Source organism: Microbaculum marinum, from assembly GCF_037855135.1.
Taxonomy (GTDB): domain Bacteria; phylum Pseudomonadota; class Alphaproteobacteria; order Rhizobiales; family Tepidamorphaceae; genus Microbaculum; species Microbaculum marinum.
Map to the genome: position 1 here is coordinate 58,158 of NZ_JAZHOF010000008.1, position 20,772 is coordinate 78,929.

A 20,772-nucleotide genomic window follows, 5' to 3' on the forward strand; every position below is an offset into this window, starting at 1 on the left:
AGCTACATCAGGGATGGCAGAAACAGGCTTATCTGCGGGAACAGGACGATCAGTCCTATCAGGATGACGAATGCGATCCAGAACGGAAAGACGCCGCGGAAGATCTCGTACATCGAGACGTCCTTGGCCATCGACGCGATCGCGAAGACGTTGACGCCGATTGGCGGCGTGACCACGCCGAGTTCCACCATGATCACCACGATCACGCCGAACCAGATCGGATCGAAGCCTGCGTTCATCGCGATCGGAAAGAACAGGGGAACCGTCAGCACGAGCGCCGGCAGGGCATTCATGAACATGCCGATGAACACATAGAAAAGCAGGATCGCGCCGATCAGTTCGTACTTCCCCAGGTCGAGCCCGATCACGAAGTTGGCGAGCTGCTGGGTCAACCCGCTGATCGCGATGAATCGGCTGAAGGCGGTGGCGAACATGAAGATGACGATGATGCCCGCCGACAGTCGCAGCGCCTGGCCGATCGACTCCGTGAACGACGTGAATCTCAGGCGGCCTGTGACGGTGGCGACGAGCAGAGCGCCGAATGCGCCGAGGCCTGCGGCCTCGTTGGGGGTGACGGCGCCGGAATAGATGCCGCCCAGCACAAGCATCATCAGGAGCACGACGGGCCAGATGGCAATGCTGGCCGACAAGCGGTCGTGCCAGCTGCTCCTCTCGCCGCGCGGCGCCAGCTCCGGATGGATCATGGCCCGTATGGTGATCAGAGAAATCAGGATCACGGTGAAGAGGATTCCGGGCAGGATGCCCGCCATGAACAACTTGCCGATCGAGACCTCGGTGATCATGCCGTAGACGATGAAGGCTATGCTCGGCGGGATCATCACGCCGATCGTGGCCGCGCAGGCAATGGACGCGGTGGCGAGTTTCATGTCGTAGCCGTAGGTGCGCATCTGCGGCAACGCGATCGAGCCCATGCTGTAGACGCCCGACAGCGTATCCCCGACCATGGACGAAAGTCCCGCGCAGGCCACCGTGCTGGCCGAGGCGAGGCCGCCGGGCAGGTGCCCGATCCACTGGTAGGCAGCTCGGTAGAGCCCCGCCGCGAAGCCCGTCGCCACGACGATCAGCCCCATCCAGATGAACAGCGGCACGACGCTCCAGATCTGGTCGCTGACGACGTCGATCGTGGTGGTGCCGAGGCTCGTGAGGCTGGCGGTCGGACTGATCAGAAGGCTGATGCCGACGAGCGCGGTAACCGCCATTGCCGCAGCAACATGGACGCCGAGGAATATGAAAAGGAAGCAGAGACCGATCGATACGATGCCGCGCGCCTCGCGGGAGATCGAGAACGGGAGAGCGTCGGGATAAAGCGACACGTAAAGTATTCCGGCGACCACGACGGCCCAGATACCCGCAACCATGGCCGACCGCAGATCGCGGGATGCGGCCACCGCGCCGAGGGCGCCCAGAAGGTTGGCAAACAGCGCGAGGGCGAACAGGGCAACGAAGAAGGTGGCGGCCAGGACGAAAGGCCACTCGGGCAGTCCCAGCAGGCCGGTGACGATCGCGTTCTGGCGGAGGTACAGGACCTGCCCGAAGATCTGGACTGCCGTTACGATCATCGTGACCAGCGCCAGCATCAGGCCACCGGCGATCATCGGCTGGCGGATGAACTCGGGAAGGGCCCGCAGGACCAGGTCGACACGAATGTGGTTGCCCTCGACCTCGACGGTGGCGAGGGCCGAAAGCGTGACGATAATCGTCAGCAGGCCTGTCAGCTCCATGCCGCCCGGCACGACGATCGCGAACATGTTGCGGAGCACCACGTCGGCGACCGTTATCCCCATCGTCGCGACGAGTGCCAGGGCGCCGACGAACACGCAGGCGCGGGAGGGCCAGTAAAGCGCCCGGAGAAGGGCCTTCGCGGACGTATCGAGAAACGCTGGAAGTGTTGCGCCCATGGTCGCTGCTGCAGTCACCGGCCTCACTCGTCGCTCCTCCTGTCCGCCGACATTGCAGAGAGAAGCGCCGGCGGTTTCCCGCCAGCGCCATGAACGAATGCGATTCAGCTAGTTCTGATCGTAAAGGTTCTCCAGACGGACCGCTTCGTCGAGAATCTCCTGACCGGGCAGGCCTGCAGCGTCCGCTTTCTCGACCCACTCGTTCCAGAGGGGCCGCATGCTTTCGATCAACTGCTCGCGGTCTTCGTCGGACAGCGTGAAGATGTTCTCGGGCGGGATGGTCGACATGGCTGCGGCAGCACCATCCGTGGTGTTGTAGAAGAAGTAGACCGGACGGAGGTCGGCGAGGTGCTTCTTCTCCGCCTCCGACAGCTTGTCATAGGCGTCCTTGTTCATGACGGTGCTGTAGGAGCCGGGATTGAGGTTGAGGATGGTATGATAGTCCGTCACCTCGTTGAGCTTGAAGTTGTTGACCCAGCCCCAGGCGGAGAGCACGCCGTCGATCGCCCCCCGCTGCAGGCCCAGATAGGCATCCGGTCCGACCATCACGCTGGCGCTCGCGCCGAGTGTCTCCAGGACCTTCACGCCCGCGGAGTCCTGCGCGGCGAAGACCTTGCCCTTGAAGTCATCCAGTGTGCGAACCGGCTCGCGCGTATGAAGATGGGAGCCCATGGCGACGAAGGTGGCAAGCTCGACGACGTTGTCCTCTTCGGTGAAGAGCTCGCCCAGTTCGGGATACTCGTCCCTCAGACGCCAGTAGACGATGCTGTCGATGGTCTGGTTCTTGGCGAGGCCGGGCAGCGCGAACAGTTCCATCGGCAGGAACTTGCCCGGGAGGATCGGATGCCAAACGAAGCCGATGTCGAGCAGGCCCGAGCCGGTCGCCTGCAGCCAGTCCTTGAACGGCGTCACCGAATTCGGGGGAAAGAACACCACCTTGGCGCGCCCACCGGTAATGTCCTCCAGTTGCGCGGCGAAGCGGCGGTCCATGTCGTTCCACGGCGTGCCGTCCGGCGAGGCGAACTGCATCTTCAGTTCGATTTCCTCGGCCGCCATCGTCGGCGCCGGGCCGGCAAGCGCGACAACCGTGCCGAGCGCCAGCGCGGCAGCGAGCAATTTCTCGGATCTCATTTCAACCTCCCCAGATTGAGACATCCGGCTACGGATGGTCTCCGCTTTGAAAGCGCTTCTATGCAGGCGCTGCATTCTTGTGGCGCGCCATGCGCTGAGCGGGAACCGTGGAGGGCCCCGCTTTCCCGCACCGACTCTAGTGTCGGGCAGTAATGAGGAGTACTAATTTCTTCTAAAGCGATCCGTAATCAGGACTTAACGCAGTCGTCCATGACGCGGGCCCATTCCGCTTCCGAACGGCGGAGCTCCTGTTCGAAGTAGTCGTAGAGCACCTGGGCCGGCCGCGACAGCGGCTGGCGGGTCGGATGAATCAGCGCCACCTCCACGCGCAGCGTCGAGTCCGCGATCGGATTCACGGTCAACCGTTCGTTGGACAGTTCCTTCAGCCCGATCCAGTAGGGCAGAATGGACGACCAGTCGGTCTGGCTGAGGAATTCGAGACCCGCAGACAGGCTGGCAATGGATATCGTTCTGTCGACCGCGATCTCGCCATTGCGGATGGCGGCCTCGATCTTCGGACGCAGGCTGTGTGTGGCGGAGGGAACCGACAGCTTCAGAGGCGCGACCTTGTCGAGCCGGATCGGCTTCATCGGAACGAAGCCGCGGCGCGAGCCGGAGATCAGCGCCACCGGAAACTGGCCGATCGGGATGGCCGACAGGCCGATCTGCGCCTCGCGGTACTGCCCTACATAGAAATTCAGCGCCGCGCTTGCCGTCCCGGACACCAGCGAGTCTGCCGGTCCGCTGGCGATTTCCACGTCTACACGCGGGAACTCCCTCGTGAACCGGGCAAGCGCCTGCGGCAGGATCGACTTGGCGAGACCGGGGGCGAACCCCGCCGATACCGAGCCGGACAGGCCGGCGGCGAAGTCCTCGAGTTCGATCTCGGCTTCGGAAACAGCCTTCAGCACGACGAGGCAGCGGTCGTAGAACCGCCGCCCGACAGGCGTCGGCGTGACGCCGCGCCGGGTGCGCTTGAACAGGCTCGCGCCGAGTCTTGCTTCCAGCGCGGTCATCTGCTGGCTGACGCCGGAGGCGGTGCAGTTCAGCCTGACGGCGGCCGCGCTCAGTGAGCCCTCCTCGCAGGCGGCGACGAAGTAATGGATCTGTCTCAGGTCCATGTCCGGATCCATGCTGATATAAGGAATCCACAATATAGACCTTACGAAATTTAACTACCGATAACACTCCCGACGATCCTAAGCTGGGCGCGCCACGGGGTGTGGAGCGGCGCCTGGAAGATGTGCTGCCGGGTCCCGAGGCGGGAGACGAAACACCGGCAGGAGGGAGTCGGGATGACTCCGCAGGAGCGGCGGACCTGGGTGCGCGCGATGGGCGCGCGAGCGGATTGGTGGAAGCGCCGCCAGGAGGCCATCGTCGCGCCCGACCTGGAGGTGGTCGACGCCCACCTGCATCTGTGGGACGAACGCGATTTCCCGGACCCACAGGATGCCGCAAACCCGCTTCGCACGAGCCGGTACCTGGTCGACGAGTATCTCCGCGACGCCGGGCGCGGCCACACGGTCACCGAGTGCGTCTACATCGACTGCGGATCGAGCTACTACACCGACGGCCCGGCCAGTCTGAGGCCGGTGGGCGAGACCGAGTACGCGGCCGGCCTGGCCGAGGCGATGGCCGCTTCCGGGGGCCCGACCCGGATCGGCGCCATCGTCGGTTTCGCCGACCTGCGCGATCGCGATCTGGACACGGTGCTCGACGCCCACGAGGCGCGTGGCGGCGGCCTGTTCCGCGGCATCCGCCAGAGCGGCGCCCGCCTCGAGGACCCCTCCGCGCGGCTGCTCGCCGGTGCGGCCCCGCCCGGCCTCTACGCCGAACCCGCGTTCCGCCGCGGTGTCGCCCGCCTGGGGGAGCGCGGCATGACCTTTGACGCGTTCCAGTTCCACTTCCAGGCGGAACAGTTCGTCGCCCTGGCGAAATCGGCGCCGGGCACCACTATGATCGTCAACCATCTGGGGACTCCGATCGGCTACACGCCCGGTCCGGCGAGCCGGGACCCGGTCTTCGTGGAGTGGGCGAGGGGAGTCGAGCAGATGGCCGACCTGCCGAACGTCGTCATGAAGCTCGGCGGCATCGCCTCGATCGTGACGGGCTATGATGCGCACAGGCGCGACCGCCCTCCGTCCGCGCAGGACTTCGTCGACGAGCGCGGCGCCTATTTCCACCATGCCATTCGATGCTTCGGCGCGGAGCGGTGCATGTTCGAGACCAACTTTCCAGTCGACAGCGTCGCCATCGGCTACGACGGAGTCTGGAACGCCTACAAGCTGATGGCGATGGACTACGACGCCGGCGCCCGCGACGCGCTGCTGGCCGGGACTACGCGCCGCGTCTACCGCATGCATGTCGAGTGAACGGACGGGACCACCTCGCCAGTGACCGTTGCACCAGTGTCCACCGATTGCATCAACGACTGAGGGGAATGCGATGCAACCGCTCGAAGGCTTTCGGGTTATCGACCTCACTCATGTGCTCGCCGGGCCCTTCGCCACGCATCATCTGCGCTGCCTTGGCGCCGAGGTGATCAAGATCGAGCGGCCGGGCAGCGGCGATCCGATGCGCGCGCTCGAGGTCCAGCCCGAATGGAATGGCCTTCCCCCGGCATTCAGGGCGTTGAATGCCGGGAAGAAGTCGGTGGTGGTGGATCTCGCAACGCCACGGGGCCGCGACGCGGTGCTGCGGCTTGCCGGCAGTGCGGACGTCTTTGTCGAGAACTTCCGGCCGGGTGTGGCCAGGCGACTCGGCCTTGCACCGGAGGACCTGCGCGCGGTGCGGCCCGACATCGTCTACTGCTCGATCTCCGGCTGGGGCCAGAGCGGCCCCAACAGTGCCCGCGGTGCCTATGATCACGTGATACAGGCTGCGACCGGAATGATGGCGCTGCAGGGCAGCGGCGAGGGCAGCCCGCCCGTCAAGGTGGGGTTCCCGGTCATAGACATTGCGACCGGCATGAGCGCCGCCGAGGCGATCCTCGCGGCCCTGATACGGCGCCTGCGCGGCGACGCCGAACCGGCCACCCTCGACGTGTCGATGGTCGATTCGGCCCTGTCGCTGATGTCCGGCACAGTCGCGACCACGCTAGCCTCCGGCACTGCACCGAAACGGATCGGCAACCGCGGCTTCGTCGGAAGCCCGGGCGCGGAGACTTTCGCGACCTCCGACGGGCATATCTCTGTTGCCGCCAACACCATGGGGCAGTTCGAAACGCTGTGCCGGTTGCTAGGCCGGCCGGAACTCGCCGCGCCCCCATACATCCCGGGTGGACTGCGAGCGGAAGCCTTTCTGGCCGACGTGGCGACCGACGACCTTCGTGCTGCCCTGAGTGCCGCGTTCGCGGCCGCAGAGGCCGATGTGCTGGAAACGTCGCTCAATGCGGCCGGGGTGCCCTCTGCGCGGGTCCGCGATCTCAACGAATATCTGCGAACGGTGTACCCGCACACGCCGGGGATCGGCATTGACGGATCGCCGTTGGCCCTGGGGCCTGCGTTCCGATGGGAGCAGGCCGGCGGAACCGATCAGATGGAGACCCCGGCACTCGGCGCCCATACGCTGGACTATTTGCCGGACACGGATGTCGCGTCGCTGAAGGCAGCCGAATCGAGATAGCGGACCCGACGGGGCAGCGTCCCCGAACTTCACATGGACGAGGTGCGGACGTATATAACCCGATCAAGTCGATAGGGTTTTAGCTGTCGCGATTCGGGTCGCCATGATTTCCCAGAAGGCAAAGTATGCACTGCGGGCGCTGATTGCGTTGGCGCGGGCGCCGCGCGACAAGCCGCTGCTGACGTCCGACATCGCCGAGGGCCAGGCGATCCCGAAGAAATTCCTCGAACAGATCCTGCTCGACCTGAAGCATCAGGGCATCGTGCTGAGCAGGCGCGGCAAGTTCGGCGGCTACCAGCTGCTGAAGGATCCCGGTGAGGTCACCTTCGGCCAGGTGCTGCGGATCATCGACGGGCCGATCGCGCCGCTGCCCTGCCTGTCGAAGATCGCCTACCGGCGCTGCGCGGATTGCGGCGAGGAGGCCGACTGCGAGATCCGGCAGGTCTTCGCCAGGGTCGCGGAGGAAACCCGCAGGGTGCTGGACAGCACGACCCTGGAGGACGCGATTGCCTCCCGGGCGCCGGACCTTGACCGCGCCACGCCCTCGGACGAGGTCGCCGAGGTCGTCTGACCCCGAGACAGGTTGAGCCGTCCGCCTCCGGCGCTGCCTCCGACCTTTTGCTCCCTTGGAACCACATTCTCCTGTCCCCGGCCGCCGGGGCAAAAGCGATCCGCCGCGTCCCGGATTTTCATAATTGACAATCTCTATCTAATAAGTCGAGATTAAGGAGTTAGATGGAACACGAAGGGGTATCGGTCATGCACCGCATGCTGGACTTGATGTCACGCCAACTCCGAAACACCGCCGCGATCCTGGGGTTCACCGCGGCCTTCACCGTCATCCTCTCGGTCGTCGCGTTCGCCCAGACGACGCTCCTGAACGTCAGCTACGATCCGACCCGCGAGTTCTACAGGACCTACAACGAAGCCTTCGCCGAGCACTGGAAGGCGACCAGAGGCGAGGACGTGACCGTCCAGATGTCGCACGGGGGATCGGGCAAGCAGGCCCGGGCCGTGGTCGACGGCCTTCCCGCCGACGTGGTGACGCTGGCGCTCGAGGCGGACATCGACGCCATCGCCGAACTCTCCGGGAAACTGCCGGCAGACTGGCGCGGGCGGCTGCCGAACAACTCGGCTCCCTACACCTCGACCATCGTCTTCCTCGTCCGCAAGGGGAACCCGAAGGCGGTGAGCGACTGGGGCGACCTCGTCCGCGACGACGTCGCGGTGATCACCCCCAATCCGAAGACCTCGGGCGGCGCGCGCTGGATCTTCCTTGCCGCATGGGCCTGGGCAGAGCAGGAATTCGGCGGCGACGAGACCAGCACGCGGGACTACGTCGCCGACCTCTACAAGCATGTGCCGGTGCTCGACACGGGCGCCCGCGGCTCGACCACCACCTTCGTCCAGCGCGGCATCGGCGACGTGTTGCTCGCCTGGGAGAACGAGGCGTTCTTGGCGCTCGACGAACTCGGTCCCGACCAGTTCGAGATCGTCGTCCCGTCCATCTCCATCAGGGCCGAACCGCCCGTCGCGCTGATCGACGCAAACGTCGATCGGAAGGGCACGCGCGCCGTTGCCGAGGCCTATCTCGACTACCTCTATTCGCCCGTCGGCCAGCAGCTCGCCGCCGCCCACTACTACAGGCCGGCCAACCCGGCTTCCGTGGAGAACCAGGCCAACCTCGACCGCTTCCCCGACCTGAAACTCGTCACCGTCGACGACTTCGGCGGCTGGCAGGAGGCGCAGCCGCGCTTCTTCGGCGACGGCGGCGTCTTCGACCAGATCTATCGGCCGTCCAACTGAGCGCGGCGGGGAGCGGGACCATGACGGCGACCCGTCTGGTGCTCAAGCAGCCGAGCGTGCTTCCGGGGTTCGGTCTCACGCTCGGGTTCACTCTGAGCTATCTCGGCATCATCGTATTCTTGCCGCTCGCCGCGCTGGGACTGAAGGCGGCGAGCCTCGGCTGGGCCGAGATCTGGCGGATCGCGACGGACGAGCGGACTGTGGCGGCGGTGAAGCTGAGCTTCGGCACGTCGCTCGCCGCCGCAACCATCAACGCGTTCTTCGGCCTGATCGTCGCCTGGGTGCTGGTACGGTACCGGTTTGCCGGCCGGCGCCTGCTGGATGCGGCGGTCGACCTGCCATTCGCGCTGCCGACGGCGGTGGCCGGGATCGCGCTCACCGCGCTCTACGCGCCGAACGGCTGGCTCGGGCAATACCTGGCGCCGCTCGGCCTGAAGGTCGCCTACACGCCTGTCGGGATCGTCGTGGCGCTGGTCTTCGTCGGCCTGCCGTTCGTCGTGCGCACGCTGCAGCCGGTCCTCGAGGAAATCGATGCCGAGCTGGAGGAGGCGTCCGCCACGCTCGGCGCCTCCCGTCTCCAGACGCTCTGGAAGGTGGTCCTGCCGACCGTGGTACCGGCGCTTCTGACCGGATTCGCCCTGGCGCTGGCGCGCGCGGTCGGGGAGTACGGGTCGGTGATCTTCATCGCCGGGAACATTCCCTACGTGTCCGAGATCGCGCCGCTGCTCGTCGTGATCCGGCTCGAGGAGTTCGACTACGCCGGCGCGACCGCGGTGGGGGCGGTGATGCTGGTCATCTCGTTCTGCCTGCTGCTGGCCATCAACCTGATCCAGGCCTGGAGTCGCAAGAGGCTCGGCCATGTCTGATATCGCGCTTGCCGCCGCGCCGCCGGCGGCCACCACGGAAAGTCCGCTGGTCCGCATCCTGCTGACCGCCGTCGCCGTCGGCTTCCTCGGCCTGTTCCTGCTGTTGCCGCTGGTCGCGGTGTTCTTCGAGGCGCTCCGCGGCGGCGTCGCCGCCTACTTCTCCGCGCTCGTCGATCCGGATGCGCTGGCGGCGATCCGGCTGACGCTGCTCGTCGCGGCGATCGCGGTTCCCGCCAACCTCATGTTCGGCGTTGCGGCAGCGTGGGCGATCGCCAAGTTCGCCTTCCGCGGCAAGAGCCTGCTGATCACGCTGATCGACCTGCCGTTCTCGATATCGCCGGTGATCACCGGTCTCGCCTTCGTGCTGCTGTTCGGGGGGCAGGGGCTGCTCGGGCCCTGGCTCCAGGCGCACGGCATCGAGATCGTCTTCGCGGTGCCCGGAATCGTGCTGGCCACGGTCTTCGTGACGCTGCCGTTCGTGGCGCGGGAGCTGGTTCCGCTGATGCAGGACCAGGGCAGCCAGGACGAGGAGGCGGCGCTGTCGCTGGGGGCGAGCGGCTTCAGGACGTTCCTGTTCGTCACGCTGCCCAACATCAAATGGGCGCTGCTCTATGGCGTGCTGCTGTGCAATGCCCGGGCGATGGGCGAGTTCGGTGCGGTGTCGGTGGTCTCCGGCCATATCCGGGGCCTAACCAACACCATGCCGCTGCACGTGGAGATTCTCTACAACGAGTACAGCTTCGCGGCCGCCTTCGCCGTCGCCTCGCTGCTCGCCCTGCTCGCTCTCCTGACGCTGGCCGTCAAGACACTGCTGGAACTGCGGTACGGCGGCCAGCTCGCCGGCCGCAGCCGACACTGAAGGGGGTCCGATGAGCACCTACGCCTACCAGTATGCCGGTATCGACGTCGCCGGATCGGCAACCGCCGCGAACGCTGCCGCACACCGCGCAACGCGGCCGGCGGCCGGGGTCGTCGTCGACGGCGTTGCCAAGGACTTCGGCGCCACGGCGGCGCTGCACGGTGTCTCGCTCGAGATCGCCGCAGGCGAGCTGATCGCGCTGCTCGGTCCGTCGGGATCCGGCAAGACGACGCTGCTCAGGATACTCGCCGGCCTCGAGTTCCCGACGGCGGGACGGGTGCTATTCGGCAACGACGATGCCGCGACCCGCACCGTGCAGGAGCGCAATGTCGGCTTCGTATTCCAGCACTACGCGCTGTTCCGGCACATGAGCGTATTCGACAATGTCGCGTTCGGGCTGAAGGTGCGGCCCCGCAGCCGGCGGCCCCGTTCCGACGCGATCCGGGCGCGCGTGCTGCAGCTTCTCGACCTGGTCCAGCTCGCGGGCCTCGAGCACCGCTATCCCGCCCAGCTCTCCGGCGGGCAGAGGCAGCGGGTGGCGCTGGCGCGCGCCCTGGCGATCGAGCCGCGCATCCTGCTGCTCGACGAACCGTTCGGCGCGCTGGACGCCAAGGTCCGCAAGGACCTGCGTCGCTGGCTGCGCGACCTGCACGACAGGACCGGGCACACCACCGTGTTCGTGACCCACGACCAGGACGAGGCGATGGAACTCGCCGACCGCGTCGTGGTCATGAGCCAGGGCCGCATCGAGCAGGTCGGCAGCGCCGACGACATCTACGACCGCCCGGCCACCCCGTTCGTCTTCAGCTTCATCGGCGAGTCCAGCATGCTGCCGGTGGAGATCGACCGCGGCCGGATCCACATGGAGGGGCGTCTCGTCGGGATCGCACCGACCGATCACCCGGACGGACCCTATTCGCTGGGCCTGCGCCCCCACCACGCCGTCATCGACATGCGCGGGGAGGGGGCGATCTCCGGAATGGTACGGGCGAGCCGGCGGATCGGCGGCGTCCGCCGCCTCGACCTGGAGGTGGGGATGGGACGCCATCGCGCCGAGATCGACGTGCCGATCGACGCGGCCGTGCCTGAGGACGGACTGGTGTCCTTCAGGCCGACGCAGTGGACGCTGTTCGATCGTTCAGGCGGTCCCGACGGCGGTTCCCTCGACTGACGACCGTCCCTCCGGCGCGGACGCCGTCGGGGCGTTCCACAGGATCGCGACGCCCGCCCCGGCGGCGAGTACCGACGCCAGGAACACGGCGATCTTGGCGACGGTGAAGTCCATCGGATCGGTGAAGGCCTCCCCGGCGATGAACAGCGACATCGTGAAGCCGATGCCGGCCAGCGCCCCGGCGCCGGCGAGGTGGCGCCAGCTGTACTCGTCGGGCTTGTTGGCAATCCCCAGCCGTACGGCGAGTGCGGACGCACCGACGATCCCGAGCGGCTTTCTGACCGCGAGGCCGAGAACGATCGCAAGCATCAGCGGATCGAGCGCCGTCGTGACGTCGGCGGGAAATTCGACGCCCGCATTGGCGAGCGCGAAGATCGGCAGGACAAGGTAGCTCGATCTCGCGCCGGCCTTGCGAAGCAGCCGGTCGGCGGGCGATTCCAGCCGATCCTTGATGGCTTCGAGCGACTTCAGTGAGGGCAGGGAAGGTCCGTGGCGCAGCACCTCGCTGCCCCGCCGCGCCTCCGCTGAAATGATCGTGTTCGCCTGTGCCGCGAGCGCCTCCAGATCGGGCGGCGGGCGCGTCGGGATGAAGAAGGCGAGAACGACGCCCGCCAGCGTGGCGTGCAGGCCGCTCGCGTAGATGCACGCCCACAGGATCACGCCGAGGACGGCATAGGGTGCGACCTGGAAGACGCGCGCCCGGTTGAGGAAGGCGAGCGCGAGGGCGGCACCGGCGCTGGCCAGCAGGAAGATCACGTCGATCGAACTCGTGTAGAACAGCGCGACCACCACGATCGCGCCGATATCGTCGACGATCGCGGCCGCCGTCAGGAAGACGCGCAGGGCGATCGGAACGCGTTGGCCCATCATGAAGATCAGCGCGACCGCGAAGGCGGTGTCGGTCGCCATTGGGACGCCCCAGCCGTTGATCAGCGGACCGCTGCGTATGACGGCCAGGTAGATCAGCGCCGGCACGAGCATGCCCCCCAGCGCGGCGGCAATCGGCAGCGCCGCCGCCCGAGGGTTGGCGAGGCGACCCACGGTGAACTCGCGCTTAATCTCGAGACCGACGACCAGGAAGAAGACGGTCAGCAGCCCGTCGTTCACCCAGTGCCTGACAGACGTCTTGAACTCGGCCGCCCCGAGCGAGATGCCGAAATCCTGTTCCCAGAAGTGCTCGAAGCCGGGGCCGAGAGGCGAATTCATCAGGGCCACGGCGAGCACCGTTGCCACCAGCAGCAGGACGCCGGCCGACGGTCCCCAGCTGACGAAATCCAGTGCGGCCGCCCCGACGCGGTGACCGAGGCGTCCGAGCATCGCATCCGAGAGCGAGGCCTCGTCCCAGGCGCCGTCATAGCGCCGGCCGTTGATGAAGAACGTCGGCGTGAACATGACGCCGCTGGCCTTGGCGCTGCGGCGGTCGGCCTCGACGCGGTCCCTGGCGCGCTGCGCGATCTGGCTTGCGTCGTCCTCCTCCAGGCTGGCGATCTTCAGGTCCGCCGCGACGGCGGCGAGGTCGTCGTCGGTCAGGGTCTGGGACCGCGTCATCAGCTTGATGTGGGCGGACCAGAACGTCTCCTCGTCCGGCGCCGACTCGGCCAGCTCCGCCGCGCGGACGGCGATGTCGCTGCCGGTGATGGGCCGGTGGCGAAACACGTAGCGGACACGGTCGCCCAGTTCGTCGCGGGTCCGGGCGATCTGCGCATTTGCGGCACGGCAGTACGGGCAGTCGTAGCTGCCGTATTCCACCAGCGTGATCTGGGCGGAGCCGGGTCCGAGAATATGGTCGTAACCGACGTCTACCGGACGATCGAGACGGAAGCCCCCGCTGGAACTGGACACCTGCACCCCCGAAATTTGTCTGCGCCGGACCGCGGGCCGGCCGCGGCATATATAGTGCCCGTGGCGACGTCGACATGAGGGTTCATGTCCGGAAAATCCGTTCCGGCGTGGCGGGAATCGATCGGGAGTTGGCCGCGGGCCGAAGCCGGCCCGCAGTCTCAGTGTGGAGTCACTTCGCCACGACGCCGACGCTTTCAATCACGGACTTGTTCTTCGCGTAGCTCGATTCCATCTCCTCGGCGGCCTCGTCGAGGTCCATGTACATGATCGGGATGCCCGCTGCGGCGACCACCTTGTTGAAGTCCTCGTCGGTCTCGGCCGCCTGCATGGCGGCAGAGAGCTTTTCGAGGATCGGCCGCGGCGTGCCCTTGGGCAGGATCAACGTGGTGCGCGTGTCCATGCCGAGAGGAAAGCCGTCCTCCTCGATCGTCAGCACGTCCGGATCGGAGGGGTGGCGGATGGTAGTCAGCGCCGAGATCATCTTCATCTCATCGGGATACTTGTTGTGGATGCCGCCGGAGAACGCCAGCACGAACTGGCGGCCGAGGATGCCGTTGATCATGTCGCCGCCGCTCTTCAGCGGGACGATGTTGGCGTCGATCCCTTCCTTCTTGGCGATGGCCTCCATGTACATGCGCGCCTCCGGGCTCAGCGAACCGTAGCTGAAGCCCGGGTTTTCCTTCGCCCAGGCGATGAACTCCTGGAGATTGTCGTAAGGCGCATCCTTCTGCGTTACCAGGCCCACCTGGAAGAAGGTCAGCATGCCGGCATAATCGAAATCTTCATGTGTGAACTCGACCCGCTCCATGATGAACGGTGCCGAGTTGATGACCGAGTTGGAGTGGAACATCACGGTGTAGCCGTCGGGTGCGGCGGCCTGCAGTTCCTTCGCCGCGACCGCCCCTCCGGCGCCCGGCTTATTGACGACGTTGATCGGCTGGCCGAGCTCCTTCGACATCACGTTCGCCGCCGCGCGCGCGATCAGGTCGGTCTGGCCGCCCGCACCGTAGCCGACCAGCATGGTGATCGGCTTGTCGGGGTAGGCCTCCTGAGCCAGCGCGCCGGTCGCCGATCCGGCGAGTCCCAGCGCCAGGGCAGCTGCGGCACCGAGCAGGCCGCGTCGTGTCGGATGTGTCATCGTCTATCCTCCCTTATGGTTGCCAGTGGTTTCGGTCGAGGCCGGACCGCGCGAAGCGGATCCGGGCAGGACGAGGTCGCTGCGCCGCCGGGCGGCTGCCGCCCGGGCGTTGCCGCGCGCGGTCCACCAGACGGTGGCCAGCGTCAGCGCGATGAACAGCAGCGCGATCGGATGGCCGGCGAGGTTTGCGGCCTTGTGGTCGAGGATCTGGATGGACTGCCGGAAGGTCAGCTCCAGGCTCGGACCGATCACGAATCCGATCAGGAACGTCACGAAGGAGAAATCGAGCTTGCGGGCGAAGAACCCGATCAGCGCGAAGAACAGCATCACGTAGATCGAGAAGACGCTGCTCGTCTCCATGTAGGCGCCGACGCTGCACAGCAGCAGGACCCCGGGAATGATCAGCCGCAGGGGCACCCTGATCACCATTGCGAAGAGGCGCTGTCCGAAGTAGCCGATGACCAGCATGATCAGGCTCGCGCAGATCATCGAGGCGTAGACGTCGGCGACCAGCCGTGGCTGCTGCTTGAACATCAGCGGTCCGGGCGTCAGACCATGCAGGATGAAGGCGGCGATCAGGATCGCGGCGATGACGCTGCCGGGAATGCCGAGCGCGAAGAGCGGCACGAGGCTCGAGGGCACCACCGCGTTGTCGGCGCTCTCGGCGGCGGCGACGCCCTCGATCATGCCGGTCCCGTACTTCTCCGGCGTCTTCGAGGCGCGCTGGGTGGCGCCATAGGACAGGAACGAGCCGACGCTGGCACCGAGCCCCGGCAGTATGCCGACGACGGAGCCGATCAGCGTGCCGCGTGCGATCACCGGCAGGCAGCGCCGCCACTCCGCCGCCGTGACGACGCGATCGTCGCGTGAGGCGCCCTGCACGATCCGGGCGGACTCGTGGTCCAGGGTCCTCATGTTGCCGGCCTGCAGGACCATTTCCGCCACGGCCAGCATGCCGATCGCCAGCGGCACCAGCGCGAGACCGTCCTCGAGTTCGAGGCGGCCGAAGGTCATGCGGGAGATGAACGTTTCCGGCTCCAGCCCGATGGTGGCGAAGAACACGCCGAACGCCGCCGCGATCAGCCCCTTGGTCAGCGAACCGCCGGACAATCCGCCGACGAAGGTGAGCGAGAAGAGCAGGATCGCGCACAGTTCGACGGGGCCGATCAGCAGGGCGTAGCTGGCGAGCGGTGCCGCCAGCCCGATGAGGATCAGAGTCGACACGAAATCCCCGAGGACGGAGGCGTAGAGGCCCATCTTCAGCGCCTTCTGCGCCTTGCCCTGTCGCGCCAGCGGATACCCGTCGAGCGCGGTCGGTGCCGATGACGGCTCGCCCGGCGTGTTGAGGAGGATCGCGGACACTGCACTGCCGGCGGCGCTGCCCTTGGCGATGCCGATCAGCAATCCGAGCGCGGCAACCGGCTCCAGGTAGAAGGTCAGGGGGATCGCCACCGCGACGCCGGTCGCCTTGCCCAGGCCCGGCAGGGCCCCGAGCACATAACCGAGCGTCACCCCGACCGCCACCCAGAACAGCGTCGCCGGGTTGAGCACATCCTGGAAACCGATGATCAGGTTTTCCATGGGGCGCTCATACGATCGCGGTGCCGAGCACCTTGTAGAACAGCAGCCACAGGCCGATGAGCAGCGCCGCCGGCATCATTACGATGACCACGGGACGTCTCTCGCCGAGCACGACGAGACTTCCCACCACCAGGGCGGCGCCGGCGGCAAGCGGCGACACCAGGAGGTAGAGGCCGACCGACACGGCGAACACCGCGGCGATTTTCACCAGCGCGGCGAGCTCCGGCAGCGAGACCGGAATCGGCTCCTCCGGCTCCTGGTCCTGCGGGGGGCGATAGTTTGTGAGTACCAGGACGACCGACAGCACGGTCACCAGGAACATCATCATGTTCGGCACGAGACGAGGCGAGACGACGCCCTCCGGTCCCTGCTCGATCTGCGCAGGAATGACGACCAGCAGCATCAATAGACCGAACAGCGCCAGGACGACGCCGGACACGACGTTTGCGCGCCTCATGTCCATCCTCCCGTTGGCCGTACGGTACGGCCTGTTGTTCTTCTGACTGCGATTCCGGCGCTGCCCGGACTCTCTCCCCAACCTACCGGCGAGCGCGGCGGACCGCGCGTCGCGGAGAGCCGTGGCCGCGCCGGAACCGGTGGCGATCTCGCTTGAGGAGGAGCCTAGACCCGCCGGGGGTATTAAAAGTAGTCGGAAGTTTCTTCAACATGATAAGTTCTGGTTATGACCCACTCTCCCCTGCACCTCGACCGACTGCGGTTGCGCCACCTGCGGCTGTTGGCCCTGATCGATGAGCATCGCTCGTTGCGGGCCGTTGCGGGGGTGTTCAAGCTCACGCAGCCGGCAATTTCACAGATGGTGAAGGATCTGGAACACGCCTTCGGCGTCACGCTGGTGGAGCGTTCGGCCCGCGGCGTCTCTTTGACCACCGCCGGGGAGATAGCACTTCAACGCGCCCGTTCCGGCCTCGCTGCGTTCGACCACCTTGCCGGCGAACTGCACGCCGACCATCCGCCGGTCGTGCGCATCGGCACCAATCCGGCGGTGATGTTTCAACTCCTGCCGGCGGCGATCGGCCGGCTCGAGGCATGCAGTGCACGTTTCCGCTTCAAGATCCGCGCCGGCATGGTGAACGACATGCTGGACGAGCTTTGGGACGGCAATCTCGACTGCTATATCGGCCGGGTCGACTGGGACCGGCTACCGCAGAGAATGGCGAATGTCTTGCGCCATGATCCTTTGACGGAGACCGATCTGGTCCTGGCTTGTTCCATCACGCATCCGCTCGCGGGCCGGACGGACCTTTCGGCCGCCGAGTTGCTGGACTGGTCATGGGCGCTGCCGCCCGACGGCTCCAACAATCGTACCGTTTTCGACGCGGCGTTCCGCAATCACGGCCTCGCCAGCCCGGTGCCGACGGTGGAGATAGCCGCTGACCCGAATGCGCTGATCATGCTTGCCCGGCACGAGCACTTCTTGATCTGCATTCCGCGCAATGCTCTCGATTCCCACGTTTTGAAGGAGGTGGTTTGCGTGCTGGATCTTCCTGATCTCCGCTTTCCGCCTATCCAGATCGGGTTCGTCACGCTGGCCCAGAACGAGGCGATGACATCGGTCGAGACGCTGAGGCAGGCCTTGGCCGACGTCGCGCAACCGACGGCACGGATGGACTGAGAACGTTACCGCGACCGCGCCACCTCGCGGGGCGACATGCCGTACTTGCGGCGGAACATCGTGCTGAAATGCGCCGAGCTGTTGAAGCCGTGGTCGAAGGCGATGGAGGTGATCGACCGGGCGCCGCCGCGGGCGATCTCGTCGTAGCAGAGCTGCAGGCGGCGGTTCCAGATCCATTCCGAGGCGGACATCTCGCACTGGCGGAACAGCAGGTGCAGGTAGCGGAGCGAAATGCCGTTCTCCGCGGCGATCCTGTCCAGCGACAGGTCAGGTTCCCCGATATGCAGCTCGATCCATTGCTGGACCGACCTCAGCCGCGCCTGCTGGATCGTTCCCTCGGCCATCGCGGCCTCGCCGCCGCTCGATTGCAGCGTGTAGGCGAGCATGTCCATGAGCTGGCCTCCGAGATGCGCCCGGTCGGTTTCTCCGAGCTTGGCGCCTTCGGTGGCAAGCATCGCGCAGAACTCCGTGGCGATCCGGCCGAGACCCTGGGTGCTGTTGATCGTCGCCGCCACGGGGATCTGCTCGCGCGGAAACCGCTGGGCGAAGGCGTCGTGCGGGATTTCCAGGTAGAACGAGCGCACTTCGCCGACGCACTGCAATTCATACGGTTCTGTCGCGCAGAACAGCGCGCCGCGCGCGGCATTCGACACGTGCGTTGCCCCCTGCTGTACGACGTTGACGTTGCCGCGGTGGATGAGCTGCAGGTAGTAGCAGTCCTTGTCGAGGCGCGAGATGTGCTGTGCGTTGCGTTTGATGCGCTGTTCGGAGAGGAGAATGTCGGTCATGACGACCTCGCCGAAGCGGCCCTCGCGGATGAAGCCGCGGTAGTCGTCGGGGCGCGTCGCATTGACATCGACATTGACGTAGAAGTCGCAGATCGCGTCGCGCCAGGCATCGTAGCGCTTCTCGCGCGCGATCCTATCCGTCGAGAATACGACGTCCATAGATACCTCCCCGGATCACCTTTCCTGGCCGGCTTGGCGGGTGCGACGGTCGGTCGCCTGCCGGTTTTTCTTCAGGTCTGATCCTCTTCCTTAGTACCCCATGGAACCCCTCGGCGGCAAGCAGCGCGCCAATGCACTCTCAAGCAAAACCGCTGCATTGTCAGAGAAGAAGGGCCCCCCGACCGCCAATAGGCTCTGCTGCCGGTCTTCGATTCAAGGCCGGATTGTTGCGCCGGTGGGGAGGGCGGACATGCAGATCTTCGGACGCGTCAGCCAGGAGCAGATCGTATTCGGTCTGGCAGTCCTGCTGTGCGTCGGGTTTGCCCTGACGCTTCCCGGATTCCTGACCGCGAGCAACCTGCTCAATCTGGTGCGCAGCGTGTCGATCCTGGGTATCCTCGGCGTGGCGATGGGACTGGTCGTGATCGGCCGCGGCATCGACCTGTCGCTGGTGGCGGTGATGGCGATCTCGGTTGCCTGGACGCTGCAGCTCGTGACCTCCGGGATGCCTCTGCCGCAGGCGGTCTGCCTGGGCCTGCTGTTCTGCCTCGCGGTGGGGACGATCAACGGGTTCCTGATCGCCTACGTCGAGATCCCCGCCATATTCGCGACGCTCGCCATGGGCACGGCGGTCTACGGGTTCGGCCGCTATTTCCTGTTCAGCCTCGATGTCCTCTACATGCCCGAGGCCGCCCAACGGCTGACTTGGCTGGGGCAGGGCACCCTGTTCGACATTCCGGTGCCGATCTTCCTGTTCGCGGCGGTGTGCATCGTCGCCTACCTGTTCCTGCGGTACACGAAGTCCGGACGCTACCTCAGGGCGGTCGGCGACAATCTGCTTGCGGCGCGCATTACCGGCGTTCCGGCGCGCCCGATCATCGTCCTGCAATACATCCTGTCGGCGATGATCGGCTTCATCGCCGGCCTGGTCACGGCGGCCTCCGTCGCCAGCATGAACACCCGCGTGGCCAACTCCACCTACGTCTACGACGTGATCCTCGTCGTGGTGCTCGGCGGCATCGGCCTGTCTGGCGGCCGCGGCGGCATCCGCAACGTCATCGTCGGCACTCTGCTGATCGGCGTCCTGCTCAACGGCATGACGATCATGGACATCCAGTACACCGTCCAGAACGTCATCAAGGGCGTCATCCTTCTCACCGCGATCGTGATCGACACGATCCTCAACCCCCGGGACGAGCAGACCGCTCAACAGGGGGACATCTAGTCCAACGGGAGGACAACCATGAAGCTCATGAAGACGACGCTATTTGCATCGGCCCTTGCGCTGGCCGCCGGCTCCGCCTTCGCGCAGGGCATCGACGACCCGACGCGCACCGCCTACTACGAAGCCTTCAAGGACAAGACGGTCGCCTACGTGCCCGTCGCCATGGGCTTCGATCTGACGGAAGGCTGGGCGGCCGGGATCCGCAGCGCGCTGGAACCGCTCGGCGTGAAGATCGATGTCCGGGATCCGAACTGGAGCACCGACGCCGGCGCCCAGGCGATCACCTCGCTGATCGCCGAGAAGCCGGACGTCATCGTCGTCCACAATCCCGACGTCCAGTCCTACGCGCGCCTGCTCAAGAAGGCCGAGGAAGCCGGCATCTACGTCGTCCAGGTGAACATGAAGTCGAGCTATCCGACCGATGCCTTCATCGGCGTCGACTATGTCGGCCTCGGCGAGCAGATCGCTAACAAGCTTGTAGACAAGTGCTCGCCCAAGAACGGCGGCAACGGCAAGATCGCGATCAACCAGGGCGTGCTGACTGCGGCGGCCAGTGCATACCAGATGCAGGGCATCGAGAACGTCCTGAAGGACCATCCCGACATGCAGCTCGTGTCGAACCAGGCCGCCGACTGGGACGCCACCAAGGCCAGGAACATCACGGCCACCGTGCTGCAGCAGCATCCCGACCTCTGCGGAATCGTCGGGTTCTGGGACGTCATGGACATGGGCACCGCCGCGGCCATCAAGGAATCCGGCAAGGACGTCTACCTGCTCACCCAGGGCGGCGGAAACCAGTCGGCCTGTGACGGCCTGGAGAACGGGACGTTTTCGGAGGTCGCCGTCTACTTCGTGCCCGGTCAGGCCCGCGACATCTCCGACATGATCAAGCAGATGCTGCAGCTCAAGCCTGAGCCCGGGTCGATGAAGACGACGCTCTTCACCCAGCTCGACTTCCTGACAAAGGACAACATGAAGCCGGGCTCCTGCTGGACCCTGCCGAACGGCTGACGGAGATCGCATCGGCGCG

The 20,772-nt window shown here is 66.0% G+C and carries 18 protein-coding genes; 10 read left to right on the top strand and 8 right to left on the bottom strand.

Translation table 11 applies throughout. The features are described from left to right. Positions 1 to 2: 2 nt before the first annotated feature. The 3 genes from V3328_RS18770 to V3328_RS18780 all read right to left on the bottom strand — a co-directional run bounded on the left by V3328_RS18770 (position 3) and on the right by V3328_RS18780 (position 4,171). The gene (locus V3328_RS18770; protein WP_340331244.1) at positions 3 to 1,937 is read right to left on the bottom strand and encodes a TRAP transporter large permease; all 1,935 of its coding nucleotides are present in this window, start codon (positions 1,935 to 1,937) and stop codon (positions 3 to 5) included. 90 nt (positions 1,938 to 2,027) lie between these two features. Next, entirely contained in the window at positions 2,028 to 3,050 is a 1,023-nt protein-coding gene (locus V3328_RS18775) for a TRAP transporter substrate-binding protein (protein ID WP_340331245.1), read from the bottom strand. Positions 3,051 to 3,238: 188 nt separating this feature from the next. After that, positions 3,239 to 4,171 carry a LysR family transcriptional regulator gene (locus V3328_RS18780; RefSeq protein ID WP_340331246.1) on the bottom strand — a complete coding sequence of 311 codons (933 nt, stop codon included), beginning with the start codon at positions 4,169 to 4,171 and terminating at the stop codon, positions 3,239 to 3,241. A 174-nt stretch (positions 4,172 to 4,345) separates the two neighbouring features. Here V3328_RS18780 and V3328_RS18785 point away from each other — a divergent pair, with 174 nt between their 5' ends. From V3328_RS18785 to V3328_RS18815, 7 genes are all read left to right on the top strand, one after another. Next, a complete protein-coding gene (locus V3328_RS18785) occupies positions 4,346 to 5,422 on the top strand; it encodes an amidohydrolase family protein (protein WP_340331247.1) in 1,077 nt (358 codons plus the stop codon). A 73-nt stretch (positions 5,423 to 5,495) separates the two neighbouring features. Continuing rightward, positions 5,496 to 6,674, top strand: coding sequence for a CaiB/BaiF CoA transferase family protein (locus V3328_RS18790; RefSeq protein ID WP_340331248.1), 1,179 nt, complete (start codon positions 5,496 to 5,498; stop codon positions 6,672 to 6,674). 103 nt (positions 6,675 to 6,777) lie between these two features. Continuing rightward, positions 6,778 to 7,245 carry an RrF2 family transcriptional regulator gene (locus V3328_RS18795; RefSeq protein WP_340331249.1) on the top strand — a complete coding sequence of 156 codons (468 nt, stop codon included), beginning with the start codon at positions 6,778 to 6,780 and terminating at the stop codon, positions 7,243 to 7,245. A 164-nt stretch (positions 7,246 to 7,409) separates the two neighbouring features. Further along, positions 7,410 to 8,480, top strand: a complete 1,071-nt coding sequence (locus V3328_RS18800; protein ID WP_340331250.1) for a sulfate ABC transporter substrate-binding protein — start codon at positions 7,410 to 7,412, stop codon at positions 8,478 to 8,480. 20 nt (positions 8,481 to 8,500) lie between these two features. Continuing rightward, entirely contained in the window at positions 8,501 to 9,346 is an 846-nt protein-coding gene (gene cysT / locus V3328_RS18805) for a sulfate ABC transporter permease subunit CysT (protein ID WP_340331251.1), read from the top strand. Next, on the top strand, positions 9,339 to 10,205 hold the full coding sequence (cysW, locus tag V3328_RS18810) for a sulfate ABC transporter permease subunit CysW (protein WP_340331252.1): 867 nt from the start codon (positions 9,339 to 9,341) through the stop codon (positions 10,203 to 10,205). The genes cysT and cysW overlap by 8 nt, the downstream gene beginning before the upstream one ends. A gap of 10 nt (positions 10,206 to 10,215) precedes the next feature. Continuing rightward, a complete protein-coding gene (locus V3328_RS18815) occupies positions 10,216 to 11,376 on the top strand; it encodes a sulfate/molybdate ABC transporter ATP-binding protein (protein ID WP_340331253.1) in 1,161 nt (386 codons plus the stop codon). On the opposite strand, the gene nhaA is transcribed toward V3328_RS18815, so the two are convergent. The 4 genes from nhaA to V3328_RS18835 form a co-directional block, all read right to left on the bottom strand. Next, on the bottom strand, positions 11,344 to 13,218 hold the full coding sequence (nhaA, locus tag V3328_RS18820; protein ID WP_340331254.1) for a Na+/H+ antiporter NhaA: 1,875 nt from the start codon (positions 13,216 to 13,218) through the stop codon (positions 11,344 to 11,346). The two genes, V3328_RS18815 and nhaA, sit on opposite strands and share 33 nt — an antisense overlap. Before the next feature lie 169 nt (positions 13,219 to 13,387). Continuing rightward, complete coding sequence (locus V3328_RS18825; RefSeq protein WP_340331255.1) at positions 13,388 to 14,356, bottom strand: tripartite tricarboxylate transporter substrate binding protein; 969 nt, start codon at positions 14,354 to 14,356, stop codon at positions 13,388 to 13,390. A 3-nt stretch (positions 14,357 to 14,359) separates the two neighbouring features. Then, on the bottom strand, positions 14,360 to 15,937 hold the full coding sequence (locus V3328_RS18830; RefSeq protein ID WP_340331256.1) for a tripartite tricarboxylate transporter permease: 1,578 nt from the start codon (positions 15,935 to 15,937) through the stop codon (positions 14,360 to 14,362). A gap of 7 nt (positions 15,938 to 15,944) precedes the next feature. After that, complete coding sequence (locus V3328_RS18835) at positions 15,945 to 16,394, bottom strand: tripartite tricarboxylate transporter TctB family protein (RefSeq protein ID WP_340331257.1); 450 nt, start codon at positions 16,392 to 16,394, stop codon at positions 15,945 to 15,947. A 225-nt stretch (positions 16,395 to 16,619) separates the two neighbouring features. Between V3328_RS18835 and V3328_RS18840 the strand changes: the two genes are divergently transcribed. Continuing rightward, positions 16,620 to 17,570 (top strand): LysR family transcriptional regulator, encoded by a 951-nt coding sequence (locus V3328_RS18840; RefSeq protein ID WP_340331258.1) that lies wholly within the window; start codon positions 16,620 to 16,622, stop codon positions 17,568 to 17,570. A 5-nt stretch (positions 17,571 to 17,575) separates the two neighbouring features. Here V3328_RS18840 and V3328_RS18845 read toward each other — a convergent pair whose 3' ends face one another. Then, on the bottom strand, positions 17,576 to 18,517 hold the full coding sequence (locus V3328_RS18845; protein WP_340331259.1) for an AraC-like ligand-binding domain-containing protein: 942 nt from the start codon (positions 18,515 to 18,517) through the stop codon (positions 17,576 to 17,578). A gap of 250 nt (positions 18,518 to 18,767) precedes the next feature. On the opposite strand from V3328_RS18845, the gene V3328_RS18850 reads away from it, so the two are divergent. Beyond that, on the top strand, positions 18,768 to 19,742 hold the full coding sequence (locus tag V3328_RS18850) for an ABC transporter permease (RefSeq protein ID WP_340331260.1): 975 nt from the start codon (positions 18,768 to 18,770) through the stop codon (positions 19,740 to 19,742). Positions 19,743 to 19,760: 18 nt separating this feature from the next. Continuing rightward, a complete protein-coding gene (locus tag V3328_RS18855) occupies positions 19,761 to 20,753 on the top strand; it encodes a sugar ABC transporter substrate-binding protein (protein ID WP_340331261.1) in 993 nt (330 codons plus the stop codon). Positions 20,754 to 20,772 lie beyond the last annotated feature (19 nt).